We start from the raw sequence: 15,818 nt of genomic DNA, 5'->3' as shown, positions 1-15,818 counted from the left end.
ACTTGCAAATGTGAAAAACGTCTGTTCTAGCACCGTTCGACACCGCTCGTACCGCTCTGGGTCAATTCTTTATCGATTGAGCGATGACTGGCTGATGAAGCGATCGCCCACTGGCCGAGCCAGTAGGTGAGGATGATCAGGTACGGCGCGGCGGCGAACGGGCTGACGAAGCGGTCGATACCGATCAGGCTGTCGGAGAGCACGAACAGGCAGGCGCCGAGCGCGGCGAGCCCGCCACAGGCCAGGGCGCGCCAGAGCATGGCGCTGATGGCCAAGGCATAGAGCACGACCGGGATCAGTAGCGGGCCGAGGCCGTGGCTGACCAGCACGCCGAGCAGAGTGATGCCGGTGATGGCGCTCAGCAGCAGTGCGGGCAGGGCTGGGCGCAGGGTCTGGCTGCAATAGGCGCGCAGGTAAGCCAGGTGGGCGCAGAGGAAGGCGGCCAGGCCAAACACGAACAGGTCAGCGGGGATGGCCAGCAGGATGTCGCCGAGTACCGAGAATGCCAGGCCTAGGGTGATCCAGCGGCGATAAGGTTTGTCGGGAGCACTGCGCAGCCAGGCGATCAGGGCCAGTACCGGGATCGGTTTGGCCAGCAGGGCGAGCAGGGGGTTGTCGCTGGCCAGTGCATATATATAGAAGGCCGCGGCGACCAGGGCGATTGTGGTCAGGTGGCTTGGACGGGGCATGGACGGTCCTTGCTGCTGGGCTGCCACAAGCATAGACCTGATTGTGATCCTGATGATGATCTCGATGCATGAGCTTGAGGTACTGCGGGCTTTGCTTGAGTCTGCATTGATTCAGGTGCAGATGCCTGCTGAGCCTCGGACATTGCACTGAGGCTTGAATGAGGTGTTGTCTGGGCGGGCCTCTTCGCGGGTAAACCCGCTCCCACAGGATCACCACAGTCTTCAACACTTGCACAGTCTCTGTGGAATTGAAGGGTTACGTTCGCGAACTGAATTGCTTTGTAGGAGCGGCCTTGTGTCGCGAAAGGGCCGCAGAGCGGCCCCGGGATTTAAGCATCGAGGCAAAAAATGCTGGGGCTGCTTTGCAGCCCTTTCGCGACACAAGGCCGCTCCTACAGGTTCGGTGTATTCCTGATAGGTGTGGTACAGACCAAAAAGAAAGGCCCGGGGCTTCAGCAAGCCCCGGGGCCTTTCTTCAACAGCAACCCACTATCAGTGGAACTGCTCTTCCTCGGTCGAACCGGTCAGTGCAGTCACCGACGATGCGCCACCCTGGATCACGGTGGTCATGTCGTCGAAATAGCCAGTGCCCACTTCCTGCTGGTGCGCCACGAAGGTGTAGCCTTTGTTGGCGTCAGCGAATTCCTGCTCCTGCAGCTTCACGTAGGCGGTCATGTCGTTGCGGGCGTAGTCGTGCGCCAGGTTGAACATGCCGTGCCACATGTTGTGGATGCCGGCCAGGGTGATGAACTGGTGCTTGTAGCCCATTGCCGACAGCTCGCGCTGGAACTTGGCGATGGTCGCGTCGTCCAGGTTCTTCTTCCAGTTGAAGGAAGGCGAGCAGTTGTACGACAGGATCTGGTCCGGATACTCCTTCTTGATCGCTTCGGCGAAGCGGCGGGCTTCGTCCAGGTCCGGCTTGGCGGTTTCGCACCAGATCAGGTCGGCGTACGGTGCGTAGGCCAGGCCACGAGCGATAGCCTGGTCGAGGCCGGCGCGTACCTTGTAGAAGCCTTCACGGGTGCGCTCGCCAATCACGAACGGCTGGTCGTACGGGTCGCAGTCGCTGGTCAGCAGGTCGGCGGCGTTGGCGTCGGTACGGGCCAAAATGATGGTCGGCACGCCCGATACGTCAGCTGCCAGGCGCGCGGCCACCAGCTTTTGCACGGCTTCCTGGGTCGGTACCAGCACCTTGCCACCCATGTGGCCGCATTTTTTCACCGAGGCCAGCTGGTCTTCGAAGTGCACGCCGGCGGCGCCTGCTTCGATCATGTTCTTCATCAGCTCATAGGCGTTGAGTACGCCACCGAAACCGGCTTCGGCGTCGGCCACGATCGGTGCGAAGTAGTCGATGTAGCCATCGTCGCCCGGGTTCTTGCCGGCTTTCCACTGGATCTGGTCGGCGCGGCGGAAGGCGTTGTTGATGCGCTTGACCACGGTCGGTACCGAGTCGACCGGGTACAGCGACTGGTCAGGGTACATGGACTCGGCCGAGTTGTTGTCGGCGGCAACCTGCCAGCCGGACAGGTAGATGGCCTGGATGCCGGCCTTTACCTGCTGCACTGCCTGGCCGCCGGTCAGGGCGCCCATGCAGTTGACGAAATCTTTTTCTGGGCGGAAGGACGGGTGGGCACCTTCGGTGACCAGCTTCCACAGTTTTTCTGCACCCAGGCGGGCCAGGGTGTGCTCCGGCTGCAGGGAGCCACGCAGGCGAACGACATCAGCGGCGGTGTAGGTACGGGTCACGCCTTTCCAGCGCGGGTTCTCGGCCCAGTCTTTCTCGAGGGCTGCAATTTGCTGTTCGCGTGTCAGTGCCATGGAAATAAACCTCGTCGCATCGATCTTGGGGTAATTGTGCTGATGCTCGGAGCAGATCAGGAGCTGGCGGCTGTCCTGTTCGCAGGAGTGCGGCGGCGAACGCGAAGGCTCGAAGGGGAAGGGTGTGCAGGCCGGGCGAAAGAGTGCTCCGGCAGGTCGGCTCGTGGTTGCCTTGCTGCGGTGCTACGCGATTGCCGTTACTGCGGTGATGCGCTTCCGTCCCTCGGGACAACTTCTTCGTTGCAGTCGCAATCCCGTCGAACCGCCTTGTGGGCCGTATAGACACGAGACGCCTCCAGGGGTGGGAGGAGCGCGCCTCGAAGGCCCTTGCCAGGGCCCCTGATTAGCGGGAGCGAGGCCATCATGCCCTTGGGAAAAAGACCCTGTCAAATGTTTTGTAGTGGTTTTTTTCACTTACTACATCTTTGGTCTAATGCGACTTGGCAGTCAGTTTCAAGGCCTTTGGTCGAGGCCTTGAATTGCCTGGGATCAGTCGAGAAGGTCGACTTTGACACGCAAAGTCATGTTTTCACCCCGTTGGGTGCTGTAACTATGGCTTGACGCGCTACGGTCGGCTTGACTCTGCTGGTTGTAGCCCGCCAGGGTGATCCATTCTCCGAGCTTGCCGGTGATTGTCGTGTCGGTACTTTGCACTTTCACTACATCAGCACGTTCCTGGCTGATGCGATCATTATTGGTGCTTATTTGCAGACGAACCGTGTCACCACTCAAGCTGGGGGTGACATAGAAACCCTGGGTCACGTTGCGGTATTCGGTGTTGCTCTGGATGCGCCCGTAGCCGTCGGTGCTGGTGCTGGTGATCGGGATGCTCTGGCCAACCTGGATCAGCGCCGGCTGGCCTTCGCTGGCCTGAATCTGCTGCAGGCCGCCGTCACGGTTGCTGGTGCCGTAGTGGATGACACGTGCATTGCCACGGTTGTCCTGGAAGTTGCTGTCGTTGTTGTCGACGCTGATCAGCAGGCGCTTGGGTGCGGTGTCCAGCTGTTGCAGCAGGGTGCGCAGGTCGTCGATGCGCTCGGGGCTGGCGTTGACGATCAGCTTGTTCTCGAAGGCGCTGACCGTGCCATCCTTGCCAATGAACGCCTGGGCGGCGGGCAGCAGTTCGGCGCTGCTGCGGTGTTGTAGCGGCAATACCTCGGTGGCGGCCTGGGCGGTGAGGCTGGCGGCCAGCAGCAAGGCGGCGAATAGGGGGCGTAGCGGCATGTCCATGATCTCCGCAGGTGGAATGGACATGATGGCAAATTTACTGACTTCCTGCCGGGTCTGGATCATGTCGATGATGGGGAAGTGGCTACCAAAGCACCTGGGGCGAGACGGCTGTCCGCCATAGCTGAACCTTTGATCTTTCCCGTCAGTCGCATTCACAGGGAGTGAGTGGGGCTGATGGCATGAAGCGTGGTCTGATCCTGTTGTTGTGGCTTTGCAGCCTTGGTGCCCAGGCTGCAGCTGATTCGTTGCGCATCAAGCAGCTGCAGCGTTGCGGCGAGCTGCTTGGCGATGGCCAGCAGCAATGGTGCCTGCGCGCCGAGGGGCTCGGGGCGCAGTTGCCGACGGTCTGGCTTGGTGGTGCGCGGTTGCCGATAGCCGATTTCGAGCGGCACGGTGACCGGCTTACGCTCAAATTGGCGGAACAAGCCCTGCGCAGTGCTCCGCTGTGGCTGGAAGACGGCGAGCGCACCAGCAACCCGGTTTGGCTCACCCGCCAGCGCAGCCATGTTGTGGCCGCCGGGCCTGATGAAGTGGCGAAGAACATGGATGGCCTCACCACCTATGTGGACCTGGTAAGCCTTTTGATCGAGGAAAAACATGATGGCTACGGCGAAGCCCGACGGATCGCCGCGAAGTACGGCGCCCAGGTCGTGGGTGCCATACCGCCGCTGAATGTCTACCAGTTGCGCTTGCCAGTGGGCGACCTGGTGCAGCGCGACGCGATGATCCTGCGCATGGGCAGTGAAGTCAGCGTGGATGCAGTGATTGTCGAGGAGTCTGCCCCGGAGCGTGGCGAGGAAGGCAGCGGACGCGATGCCCTGGCCATCGATCAGGCGGATGAATGGGCCGCCAACCGCTTCATGGACGCGCTGTATTACTACCAGCGGCGAATTGCCGCTTCCAGCTTGCCGGTGCAACCGGTGCGGGTCGGGGTGATCGAGCGAGAGGTGGATTTCGACGCGCCAGGCTTCAGTCATTATCGAGGGCGCTGCGAGCAGGCGCAGACGTGCCTGTATGCGCGCGACGGTGACCGCCCAGGCAGTCACGGCAGCCATGTGGCCGGTATCCTGGCGAACCAGGATGAAGGCTTTTTGCCAAGGCTGGGCAAGCACAGTCCTGGCTTCGAGGTGATTGTCGAGCGCAACACGGATGCCGGTATCACCGCCAACATCGCTGCATCGGTGAACCTGGTCGAGGATGGGGTGCGGGTGTTGAACTGGAGCTGGGGCATCCATCGGGTAGGGGCGCGCGACGTCAAAGGTGACGAAGTCGATTCGCTGGTGCGTTCCGGGCTGGCCATGAGTGGCTATGAGGAACTTCTCGAGGAGTTCTTCCTGTGGCTGCGCGCCGAGCACCCTGATGTGGTGGTGGTCAACTCGGCGGGTAATGGTGCGTCCTGGTCGGGTAAGGATGAATATCGCCTGCCATCGTCGTTCATCACCGAACAATTGCTGGTGGTGGGCGGGCACCAGCGCAGTGACAAGTCAGTGGCGGTCGAACACCCTGGCCATGTGCGCAAGCGTCATAGCTCCAACATCGACATGCGCGTGGATGTCAGTGCGGCGGCCTGCATTCGCCCGGGTGCGGGCGCTGCGCATTGTGGCACGTCGTACGCAACACCGCTGGTGACTGCAACCGTGGCGACGATGCTGTCGATCAACCCGGCCCTGACCCCCGAACAGGTGCGCATGCTGTTGCGACGCAGCGCCTTGACCCTGGGCGCCGAGCAGGATTTCGAAGCGATGGACGCCGAGGACCTGACGGCGCCGATCCTGCCGTCTGAGCGTGGCGGCCAACTGAACCACCCCGACCTGGGGCGTTCGGCGCGCCTGGACATGCAGCGCGCCCTGGACCTGGCGGTGCAAAGCCGGGAGCGGGTGCGCTGAACGGTGGCCGCTGCTGGACAAATTCCGTAACATCGCGCCCGCTTGTTTTCGATCCGTCCATCCGGACTGCACCACAGGATATCCATGAAACCCGCCCGACTCCGTGCCGACGTGCTCGCCGGCCTGACCACCTCGTTCGCCCTGGTGCCCGAGTGCATCGCCTTTGCCCTGGTGGCTCACCTCAACCCGCTGATGGGCCTGTATGGCGCCTTCATCATCTGCACCCTGACGGCGCTGTTCGGTGGTCGGCCGGGGATGATTTCCGGTGCCGCCGGCTCGATGGCGGTGGTGATCGTTGCGCTGGTGGTGCAGCACGGTGCGCAGTACCTGCTGGCCACGGTCTTGCTGGGCGGCGTGGTGATGATCCTGTTCGGCTTGCTGCGCCTGGGCAAGCTGGTGCGGTTGGTGCCATACCCGGTGATGCTCGGCTTCGTCAACGGCCTGGCTATCGTCATCGCCATGGCCCAGCTGGAGCACTTCAAGGAGGGCGGGCACTGGCTAGGCGGTGTACCGCTGTACCTGATGATCGGCCTGGTGGCGCTGACCATGACGGTGGTCTATGTGCTGCCGAAGTTGACCCGTGCGGTGCCGCCAGCGCTGGTAGCGATCCTGGGTGTTGGTTTGCTGGTGTACCTGCTAGATCTGCCTACCCGCACCCTGGGCGACATGGCGCGCATCGCCGGTGGCCTGCCACAGCTGGCCCTGCCAGACGTGCCGTGGAACCTCGAGACCCTGAAGATCATCGCCCCCTACGCGGTGCTGATGGCCATGGTCGGCCTGCTGGAAACCCTGCTGACGCTCAACCTGACCGATGAAATCACCGAGAGCCGTGGCTACCCGGACCGCGAGTGCGTGGCACTGGGCGCGGCCAACATGGTTTCCGGCCTGTGCGGTGGCATGGGGGGCTGCGCGATGATCGGCCAGACGGTAATCAACCTCAGTTCCAATGGCCGCGGCCGGCTGTCGGGCGTGGTGGCCGGGGTGATGGTCCTGCTGTTCGTGTTGTTCCTGTCGCCGCTTATCGAGCGCATTCCGCTGGCGGCGCTGGTCGGGGTGATGTTCGTTGTGGCGCAGCAGACGTTTGCCTGGGCGTCTTTGCGGGTGCTGCACAAGGTGCCGGTCAGCGATGTGTTGGCGATCATCGCGGTGACCGTGGTCACGGTGTTCACCGACCTGGCGGTGGCGGTGCTGTTCGGCATCGTCATCGCGGCGGTGAACTTTGCCTGGCAGCATGCGCGGGAGCTATATGCCGACAGCCGTGAGGATGGGGAGGGCGGCAAGCGTTACCAGGTGCACGGCACACTGTTCTTTGCCTCGACTACGGTGTTCCTGAACCAGTTCGACCCGGCTAACGACCCGGCCAAGGTGACCCTGGACTGCCAGCATTTGAGCTTTGTCGATTATTCGGCGATTGCGGCGTTGAAGACCTTGCGGGAGCGGTATGCGAGGGCGGGCAAGCAGTTGCGGGTGGTGCATCTGTCCGAGCGATGCAAGAAGCTGTTGAAGCGGGCTGGGGAGCAGCACTGAGAAGGGTTGTTGCCTGTGCTGGCCTCTTCGCGGGCGCGCCCGCTCCCACAGGGATCGCATAACCCTTGTGGGAGCGGGCATGCCCGCGAAGAGGCCGGTGCAGGAGAAGGATTTATTCCCCGCGGTTCTTCTTGACGATGGCATCGGCAATGCTCGCCGGTGCCTCGGCATAACGGGTGAACTCCATCGAGAAGCTGGCCCGGCCCTGGGTCATGGAGCGCATCGAGGTGGCGTAGCCGAACATCTCGCCCAGCGGTACCTCGGCACGGATCACCTTGCCGGCCGGCGTTTCATCACCATCCTGGATCATCCCGCGGCGCCGGCTCAGGTCGCCAAGGATGTCACCCTGGTACTCCTCCGGGGTCACCACTTCCACCTTCATCACCGGCTCCAGCAACACCGCACCACCTTTCTGCGACAGCTGCTTGGTGGCCATCGAGGCGGCGATCTTGTAGGCCATTTCGTTCGAGTCGACATCGTGGTACGAGCCGTCGTACACCGCCGCCTTCAGGTTGATCAGCGGGTAGCCGGCCAGCACGCCGTTCTTCATCTGCTCCTCGATGCCTTTCTGGATCGCCGGGATGTACTCGCGTGGTACCACGCCGCCAACGATCTCGTTGATGAACTCCAGGCCTTCCTTGCCCTCGTCGCCGGGGGCGAAGCGGATCCAGCAGTGACCGTACTGCCCTCGGCCACCGGACTGGCGGACAAAGCGGCCCTCGATCTCGCAGGTGTTGCGGATTTTCTCGCGGTAGGCCACCTGCGGCTTGCCGATGTTGGCCTCGACGTTGAACTCGCGGCGCATGCGGTCGACGATGATGTCCAGGTGCAACTCGCCCATGCCCGAGATAATGGTCTGGCCGGTCTCCTCGTCGGTGCGCACGCGGAATGACGGGTCTTCCTGGGCCAGCTTGCCCAGGGCGATGCCCATTTTTTCCTGGTCGGCCTTGGTCTTGGGCTCCACCGCCACGGAAATTACCGGGTCGGGGAAGTCCATGCGTTCGAGGATGATCGGCTTGTCCATGTCGCACAGGGTGTCGCCGGTGGTCACGTCCTTCATGCCGATGAGCGCGGCGATGTCGCCGGCGCACACATCCTTGATTTCGGCGCGCTGGTTGGCATGCATCTGCACCATGCGGCCGATGCGTTCCTTCTTGCCCTTTACCGAGTTGAGCACCGCGTTGCCGGAGCTGAGCACGCCGGAGTAGACCCGGGCGAAGGTCAGGGTGCCGACGAACGGGTCGGTGGCGATCTTGAATGCCAGGGCCGAGAACGGCTCGCTGTCGTCGGCGTGTCGCTCCAGGTGCTTTTCTTCATCATCCGGGTCGGTGCCCTTGATGGCCGGGATCTCCGACGGGGCGGGCAGGTAGTCGATGACCGCGTCGAGCATCAGCGGCACGCCCTTGTTCTTGAACGACGAGCCGAGGATGGTCGGCACGATCTCGTTGTTCAGGGTGCGTTTGCGCAGGCCGGCCTTGATCTCTTCGATGCTTAACGCTTCGCCTTCGAGAAACTTGGTGAGCAGTTCGTCATCGGCCTCGGCCGCTGCCTCGACCATGTGCGCGCGCCACTCGTCGGCCAGTGCCTGCAGTTCGGCGGGGATGTCTTCTTCGCGGTAGCTGGTGCCCTGGTCGGCATCGTTCCAGTAGATCGCCTTCATCTTCACCAGGTCGATCTGGCCAATGAAGTTCTCTTCGCTGCCGATCGCCAGCTGGATCGGCACCGGGTGGTGGCCCAGGCGCTGACCGATCTGCCTGACCACGCGCAGGAAGTCGGCGCCCTGGCGGTCCATCTTGTTGATGTAGGCAAGGCGGGGCACGTGGTACTTGTTGGCCTGGCGCCATACGGTCTCGGACTGAGGTTCGACCCCGTCCGCGCCGCTGAACACCACCACCGCGCCATCGAGCACGCGCAGCGAGCGTTCCACCTCGATGGTGAAGTCGACGTGGCCCGGGGTGTCGATGATGTTGAAGCGGTACTTGTGGGCGAACTGCTTGGTCGAGCCCTGCCAGAAGGCAGTGGTCGCCGCCGAAGTGATGGTGATGCCGCGCTCCTGCTCCTGGGCCATCCAGTCCATGGTCGCGGCACCATCGTGCACTTCGCCCATCTTGTGATTGACCCCGGTGTAGAACAGGATCCGCTCGGTGGTCGTGGTCTTGCCGGCGTCCACGTGGGCGACGATACCGATATTGCGGTACAGCTCGATGGGCGTTGTACGGGCCATGGCGGACTACCTGCGGATGAACGGATTCTCCCACGGTAGCAGAACGGGAGAATCCTGCTTTACCGCCGGGCCGTCAGTCGGCCTGGGCTTGCAGCAGCCACTGGCCATCCACTTCGCGGGCCAGGCCGCTGGCAGGCAGCAGGGCCAGCAGGCGCGCGTGCAGGGCAGCCTCTGTGAAGGTCTTGAGGGTGGCCAGGTCCAGTGCGCCGACCAGGTTGAGATCGGCCTTGGTGTATGACAGCCAGGCCTTTTTCAGGGCCTGGGCGACGTCGCTGCCGGAGGTGCTGGCAAAGCGGCGGTGCCATTGGCTGCCGTCGAACGTGAAGGTGTGGGCGTGGCTGTAGGTGCCTTGGTCGCCACCTTCGGTGCAGCGATGGCAACGGCACGCGCCTTCGCCGAAGGCGTTGCGCAGGTAGCTGTTGAAGTCCACCACGGGCTTGAGGGACAGGCGTTTGTCGACTTCGAACAGGTCGGCGATCAGGGGTTCTTCGGCGCTCACTCGGTATCCTCGTGTGGTGTGGCATGCATCGGCGGGCACCCTAACAGATCGGGCCCTTCAGATCACCTTTTGCAGGCCCGGCCTCTTCGCGGGTAAACCCGCTCCCAGAGGTACTGCGCACGCCTTGGGCAATGTGCGGTCCCTGTGGGAGCGGGTTTACCCGCGAAGAGGCCAGTAGAGACAATAGAGATCACCTGCCGTACTCTACGCGCCCATATGCCTACACACCCACAGAGGTAACCCGCTTGAGCAACAAGTACCCGTACATCGCCACCATCACCGTCAGCGCCGAAGACCGTGGCGGCGACGCCGAGGCCTCGGAAAACCCCAACATGCGCGTTGGCCTGGAAGCGGTGACCGAAACGCTGAAGAAGGTGCATTTCGTCGGTACGCTCGCAGCCCCCGAAAAGAACGCCACGCACATCTGCGTGACCCTGGAGAACGGCCTGACCTACTACGGCCCGATCGTAAACGGCCACGCCGAACTCGAAGGCGGCTGGATTGCCTTCGAGTCCGACATGCTCACTCCGGCAGAACTGGGCTTGTAAGTATCAGTTCAGCTCGGTCAGGCACTGCTCGAGGATATCCAGGCCCTCCTCGAGCACTTCGGCCTCGATGGTCAGCGGTGCCAGCAGGCGGATGATGTGCCGCGCCTTGCCGCTCGGCATCAGCAACAGGCCCTTGGCCCGCGCCGCTTCCATCACCTTGGCCAGTTGCGCCGGTGCCGGGCTGCCGTCGGCATTGACGAATTCGATCCCGCGCATGGCGCCGACGCCGGTCAGGCGGCCGATGAACGGGCTCAGGCCCGAGGCCTTCCAGTGCTCGAAGCGGCGCACGATTGCCTGCTCCTGGCGCTCACCCCAGGTAGCGATGTTCTCGTCGGTCATCTGCGCCAGGCTGGCCAGGGCCGCTGCGCAGGCGATCGGGTTGCCAGAGTAGGTGCCACCCAGGCCGCCTTTGGGCAGCGCTGCCATCAACTCCTTGCGCCCGACCACTGCACCCAGCGGCATGCCGCCGGCAATGCTCTTGGCCAATAGCAGCAGGTCGGGCTCGAGCCCTAAGCGCGGGAAGGCGAAGCGCTGGCCGGTGCGGCCGAAGCCCGACTGGATCTCGTCGATGATGATCAGGATGCCGCGCTCGTCGCAGAAGCGGCGCAGGGCCTGGGCGAAAGCTGGGTCAAGGGCGAGGAAGCCGCCTTCGCCCTGCACCGGCTCGAAGATGAACGCCGCCACGTCCTCCACTGCCAGCTCGACGCTGAACAGGCGGTCCATGGCCTTGAGGGCCTGTTCGCAGGTAACCCCAGTGTCGGCGCTGGGGTAGGGCAGGTGATACACCGGCCCCGGCAGTTCACCGACCCGCTGCTTGTACGGGGCGACCTTGCCGTTGAGGTTCAGGGTGGCCAGGGTGCGACCGTGGAAGCCGCCGTCGAAGGCAATGATGGCGCGTTTGCCGGTGGCACCACGGGCCACTTTCAGGGCGTTTTCCGCAGCTTCCGCGCCACTGTTGGTGAGCATGCCGGCCAATGGGTAGCTGACTGGTACGAATTGGCTCAGTTGTTCCATCAGCGCCAGGTATGGGCCGTGGGGGGCTGCGTTGAAGGCGTAGTGGGTCAGGCGAGCGGCCTGGGTCTGGATAGCCTCGACCACGGCCGGGTTGCAGTGGCCCAGGTTGAGTACACCGATACCGCCGACGAAGTCGATGTAACGTTTGCCGTCGGTGTCCCAGACTTCGGCATTGCGGCCATGGGAAAGTGTGATCGGATGAACGATGGCAATGGACTGGCTGATACTTTCCTGGTTCATGGGCACGCGGACCTTTGTTCGAATTTCTTATTATCCAAGCGTGTTGGCAGGTTATTCCGCAAACGAATTATTCGATTGCGATCATTCCATGGATTCGTGATCTCGCCATTTTTTTTGTTGCCTGTGCCGGCCTCTTCGCGGGCTTGCCCGCTCCCACAGGTACTGCACAGTGTTCAAACCTGCAGCGATCCTGTGGGAGCGGGCAAGCCCGCGAAGAGGCCGGTGCAGGCAGCATCAATCCCCCTCGGCCACCCGCTCCCGAATCCACTGCACGAAGGCCCTGACCTTGGGCACTTCGGCCGCATGCTCGGCATGGGCGATGAAGTGCCGGCCATTGCTCGCCACCGGGTGGTCCCAGGCCACCACCAGCTTGCCCTCGCTCAGCTCTTCGGCCACCAGGTAGCGCGGAATCAGGGCGATGCCGCAGCCGGCAATGGCCGCGCGGATGCACAGGTAGAACGTGTCGAAGCGGGGCCCGTGGTAGCTGTTCTGGCTGTGCAGCCCCAGCCCCAGGAACCATTCGTGCCAGGCCTCCGGGCGCGACACGCACTGCAACAGGCGGTGTTCGGTCAGCGCCTGGGCACTGTCGAAACGGTAATTGGCCAGCAGTTGCGGGCTGCACACCGGCACCACTTCCTCGCTGAACAACTCGATGCAGGTTGCCCCGGGCCAGGTGCCCTGGCCGAAGAAAAACGCAATGTCGGCCTTGGCCTGCACCAGATCGAACGGCTCCAGCTCGTTGCGGATATCCAGGTGAATGCGCGGGTAGCGGTCGCCAAAACCCTTCAGCCGGGGCACCAGCCAGCGCGCGCCGAAGGTGGGCTGGGTGGCGATGCGCAGCACTTCGGTCTCGTCGCCGTAGCTGAGGATGTAGCGGCTGGAAATGTCGATCTGGGTGAGGATCTTGTTCACTTCGGTGAGGTACAGCGCGCCTGCCGGGGTCAGGTGCAGGCGCCGGCGAATGCGCTGGAACAGCGAGTGCGACAGCATGTCTTCGAGCTGCGCTACCTGCTTGCTGACGGCGCTCTGGGTCAGGTGCAGTTCCTGGGCCGCGCGGGTGAAACTCAGGTGGCGGGCGGCCGCTTCGAAGCACTGAAGGGCGGTGGTCGAAGGCATCAGGCGTTTGGACATGACGGGCAAATACCGAGCAAAAAAGGAAGGAGTTCATTCCATAACGGAATCATGTGTTTCGAAAAGGTCGTTTGTTGACCCCGCCCTATAGATTAATACTGACCTGGATCAACGATTACAACCGGTCGTGCGAAGAGGAGGTCAGTACCCGCTTCCGGCATCTGCAAAACAACAACAACGAACATCAGAAATTTATAAGAATTCTGCTCCAGTCTTCAGCCGCCTTGCTGCGGCCGACCCATTCGAGGGTTCTTCATGGCTTCGCTACACAACAACAAACAGCGCTCCCTGCAGCACGGCCTGACGTCCCGTCAGGTATCCATGATCTCCATCGCCGGCATCATCGGCGCCGGCCTGTTCATCGGTTCCTCCAACGCCATCGCCACCGCCGGCCCGGCCATCCTCATCTCCTACGCCATGACCGGGCTGCTGGTCCTGCTGGTGATGCGCATGCTGGGCGAAATGGCCATCGCCAACCCCAACAGTGGCTCGTTTTCCACCTATGCCTCCGAAGCCATCGGCCCTTGGGCGGGCTTTACCATCGGCTGGCTGTACTGGTGGTTCTGGGTACTGATCATTCCGGTCGAGGCCATTGCCGGTGCCGACATCCTGCATGCCTACTTCCCTGGCGTGCCGTCGTGGCTGTTCGCCTTCCTGATCATGCTGGTGCTGTCGGGTACCAACCTGATCAGCGTGAAGAACTTCGGTGCCTTCGAGTACTGGTTCGCACTGGTCAAGGTGGTGGCGATCATCGCCTTCATCGTGGTCTGCAGCCTGGCGGTGTTCGGCGTCTGGCCGCTGGCCGAGGTGTCGGGGGTCAGCCGATTGTGGGACAACGGCGGCTTCATGCCCAACGGTTTCGGCACTGTGCTCGGTGGTGTGCTGATCACCATCTTCTCGTTCTTCGGTGCCGAAATCGTCACCATTGCGGCTGACGAAACCGCCAACCCGAAAGACAAGATCCGCCGCGCCACCAACCTGGTGGTATACCGCATCGCCATCTTCTACCTGGCGTCGATCTTCCTGGTGGTGTCGCTGGTGGCGTGGAACGACCCGGGCTTGAAAGCCGTGGGGTCGTTCCAGCGCGTGCTGGAAGTGCTGAACGTGCCGGGCGCCAAGCTGCTGGTGGATATCGTGGTGCTGGTGGCTGTTACCAGTTGCATGAACTCGGGCCTGTACACTGCGTCGCGCATGCTCTATTCGTTGGGGGCCCGCGGCCAGGCACTGAGCGTTACCAAGCGTATCTCCGGCTCTGGCGTACCGACCGTGGCGGTCATCTTCTCGACCCTGGCCGGCTTTGCCGGATGCTTTGTCAACTATGTGTTCCCGGGCAAGGTATTCGGCTTCCTGCTGTCCACCACCGGCGCCATCGCCTTGCTGGTGTACCTGGTGATTGCCGTCTCGCAGCTGCGCATGCGGGCCCGTGCCGAGCGTGAAGGGCGGCCGCTGGAGCTGAAGATGTGGCTGTTCCCATGGCTGACCTGGCTGGTGATCGGCACCATCGTCATGGTGCTGGGCTACATGCTGTTCAGCGATGCCTACCGCTACGAGACGCTGATGACCGCCGGGGTGACCGCGTTCATCCTGCTGGTTTCGCTGACCCAGCGGCGCGCCAGGGTGGTTGCCCAGGCGGCCTGATGTTTCTGCTTTAATGTGGGGGCGTTGCGCGCCCCCCATATCAATAAGCACAGGAAGCGTATGAACGACCACCCCCTTTCCCTCCAGGCCCTCGCCGCACCTGACGGCACTTGCTACGGCTGCGGTTGCTCCCACCCCAGCGGCCTGCACCTGCAAAGCCACTGGGACGCCGACGGCATCCACCTGGTGTGCCGGCACGCGCCCGACAGCACCTTCATCGGCTGGCCCGGCCTGGTCTACGGCGGGCTGCTGGCGATGCTGGTCGACTGCCACTCCAACTGGACGGCAATGGCTTACCACTACCGCAACGAAGGTCGCGAAGCGGGCAGCCTGCCGCGCATCGACTGCGTCACTGGCAGCCTTGGCCTGAACTACCTCAAGCCCACGCCCATGGGCGTCGAACTGTTGCTCAAGGCGCGTGTGGAAGGTGAAGTCGGGCGCAAGACCCGGGTGATCTGCGAAGTCTGGGCCGATGATGTGCTGACAGTGACTGCCGACTCGGTATTCGTTCGCGTCGATACCGAAAAGCTCAAGCTCAAGGCCCACGGCCAGGCGTGAGGTGCCAGTGCTGATGAGTGGTCGGTGATGGTCAGCGGCCGGGGATGTCTCTAGAGTGAGAGCTTCATTCCCCAGGCAAGGTTGATCATGACCGATCTCAGTGCTTTCCCCATTACCCGCAAATGGCCCGCCAGACACCCCGAGCGCCTGCAGCTTTACTCGCTGCCGACGCCCAACGGCGTCAAGGTGTCGATCATGCTCGAAGAGATTGGCCTGGCCTATGAGCCGCACAAGGTTAGCTTCGACAATGATGACCAGCTGAGCCCTGAGTTCATCTCGCTCAGTGCCAACAACAAGATCCCGGCCATCCTCGACCCCAATGGCCCTGGCGGCCAGCCGCTGCCGTTGTTCGAGTCCGGGGCGATCCTGCAGTACCTGGCGGAGAAGAGCGGCCAGTTGCTCAGCCAGGACCCGGCCCAGCGTTACCAGACCTTGCAGTGGCTGATGTTCCAGATGGGTGGCATCGGGCCGATGTTCGGCCAGGTCGGGTTCTTCCATTTCTTCGCTGGCAAGGAATACGAGGACAAGCGCCCGCGGGACCGTTATGTCAACGAGTCCAAGCGCCTGCTCGGTGTTCTGGACCGGCATCTGAACGGCCGGGAATGGATGGTCGACGAGTACAGCATTGCCGATATCGCGATCTTCCCGTGGGTGCGTAACCTGGTTGAGCGTTACAACGCCCGAGACCTGGTCGGCTTCGATCAGTTCAAGGAAGTGCAGCGGGTGCTGGCGGCGTTCCTCGAGCGGCCGGCCGTGCAACGCGGGCTGAAAATTCCAGGTTGAGGTTGGCTGTAAGGGCCCTATCGCCGGCAAGCC

The 15,818-nt window shown here is 62.7% G+C and carries 13 protein-coding genes; 6 read left to right on the top strand and 7 right to left on the bottom strand.

Going from position 1 to position 15,818, the window contains the following annotated elements; translation table 11 throughout:
- Positions 1-26: 26 nt before the first annotated feature.
- From V3314_RS21365 to V3314_RS21355, 3 genes are all read right to left on the bottom strand, one after another.
- Positions 27-689, bottom strand: a complete 663-nt coding sequence (locus V3314_RS21365; RefSeq protein WP_338459616.1) for a lysoplasmalogenase — start codon at positions 687-689, stop codon at positions 27-29.
- Positions 690-1,181: 492 nt separating this feature from the next.
- A complete protein-coding gene (aceA, locus tag V3314_RS21360; protein WP_013973380.1) occupies positions 1,182-2,507 on the bottom strand; it encodes an isocitrate lyase in 1,326 nt (441 codons plus the stop codon).
- A 489-nt stretch (positions 2,508-2,996) separates the two neighbouring features.
- Positions 2,997-3,761: a secretin N-terminal domain-containing protein gene (locus tag V3314_RS21355; protein ID WP_181381633.1), complete on the bottom strand. Its 765-nt coding sequence runs from the start codon at positions 3,759-3,761 to the stop codon at positions 2,997-2,999.
- A gap of 155 nt (positions 3,762-3,916) precedes the next feature.
- Here V3314_RS21355 and V3314_RS21350 point away from each other — a divergent pair, with 155 nt between their 5' ends.
- On the top strand, positions 3,917-5,623 hold the full coding sequence (locus V3314_RS21350) for a S8/S53 family peptidase (protein ID WP_338459615.1): 1,707 nt from the start codon (positions 3,917-3,919) through the stop codon (positions 5,621-5,623).
- Between the two features lie 84 nt (positions 5,624-5,707).
- Complete coding sequence (locus V3314_RS21345) at positions 5,708-7,150, top strand: SulP family inorganic anion transporter (RefSeq protein ID WP_108480800.1); 1,443 nt, start codon at positions 5,708-5,710, stop codon at positions 7,148-7,150.
- Between the two features lie 112 nt (positions 7,151-7,262).
- On the opposite strand, the gene fusA is transcribed toward V3314_RS21345, so the two are convergent.
- Both fusA and V3314_RS21335 read right to left on the bottom strand, forming a co-directional pair.
- On the bottom strand, positions 7,263-9,374 hold the full coding sequence (gene fusA, locus V3314_RS21340) for an elongation factor G (protein ID WP_338459614.1): 2,112 nt from the start codon (positions 9,372-9,374) through the stop codon (positions 7,263-7,265).
- A 73-nt stretch (positions 9,375-9,447) separates the two neighbouring features.
- Positions 9,448-9,873 (bottom strand): hypothetical protein, encoded by a 426-nt coding sequence (locus V3314_RS21335; protein WP_108480801.1) that lies wholly within the window; start codon positions 9,871-9,873, stop codon positions 9,448-9,450.
- A gap of 245 nt (positions 9,874-10,118) precedes the next feature.
- Here V3314_RS21335 and V3314_RS21330 point away from each other — a divergent pair, with 245 nt between their 5' ends.
- Positions 10,119-10,421 (top strand): hypothetical protein, encoded by a 303-nt coding sequence (locus V3314_RS21330; protein ID WP_046615598.1) that lies wholly within the window; start codon positions 10,119-10,121, stop codon positions 10,419-10,421.
- A 3-nt stretch (positions 10,422-10,424) separates the two neighbouring features.
- On the opposite strand, the gene V3314_RS21325 is transcribed toward V3314_RS21330, so the two are convergent.
- Complete coding sequence (locus V3314_RS21325; RefSeq protein ID WP_338459613.1) at positions 10,425-11,675, bottom strand: aspartate aminotransferase family protein; 1,251 nt, start codon at positions 11,673-11,675, stop codon at positions 10,425-10,427.
- Between the two features lie 234 nt (positions 11,676-11,909).
- Positions 11,910-12,806, bottom strand: coding sequence for a transcriptional regulator GcvA (gene gcvA / locus V3314_RS21320; protein ID WP_046615600.1), 897 nt, complete (start codon positions 12,804-12,806; stop codon positions 11,910-11,912).
- A 255-nt stretch (positions 12,807-13,061) separates the two neighbouring features.
- Between gcvA and V3314_RS21315 the strand changes: the two genes are divergently transcribed.
- The 3 genes from V3314_RS21315 (at position 13,062) to V3314_RS21305 (ending at position 15,785) form a co-directional block, all read left to right on the top strand.
- Entirely contained in the window at positions 13,062-14,444 is a 1,383-nt protein-coding gene (locus V3314_RS21315; protein WP_046615601.1) for an amino acid permease, read from the top strand.
- Between the two features lie 60 nt (positions 14,445-14,504).
- Positions 14,505-15,002 (top strand): PaaI family thioesterase, encoded by a 498-nt coding sequence (locus tag V3314_RS21310; protein ID WP_046615602.1) that lies wholly within the window; start codon positions 14,505-14,507, stop codon positions 15,000-15,002.
- Between the two features lie 87 nt (positions 15,003-15,089).
- The gene (locus V3314_RS21305; RefSeq protein WP_046615603.1) at positions 15,090-15,785 is read left to right on the top strand and encodes a glutathione S-transferase N-terminal domain-containing protein; all 696 of its coding nucleotides are present in this window, start codon (positions 15,090-15,092) and stop codon (positions 15,783-15,785) included.
- Positions 15,786-15,818 lie beyond the last annotated feature (33 nt).

Source organism: Pseudomonas sp. TE3-3-F2023 (assembly GCF_036784815.1).
Classification (GTDB): domain Bacteria; phylum Pseudomonadota; class Gammaproteobacteria; order Pseudomonadales; family Pseudomonadaceae; genus Aquipseudomonas; species Aquipseudomonas pudica.
This window is presented reverse-complemented; position numbering and strand designations above follow the sequence as displayed.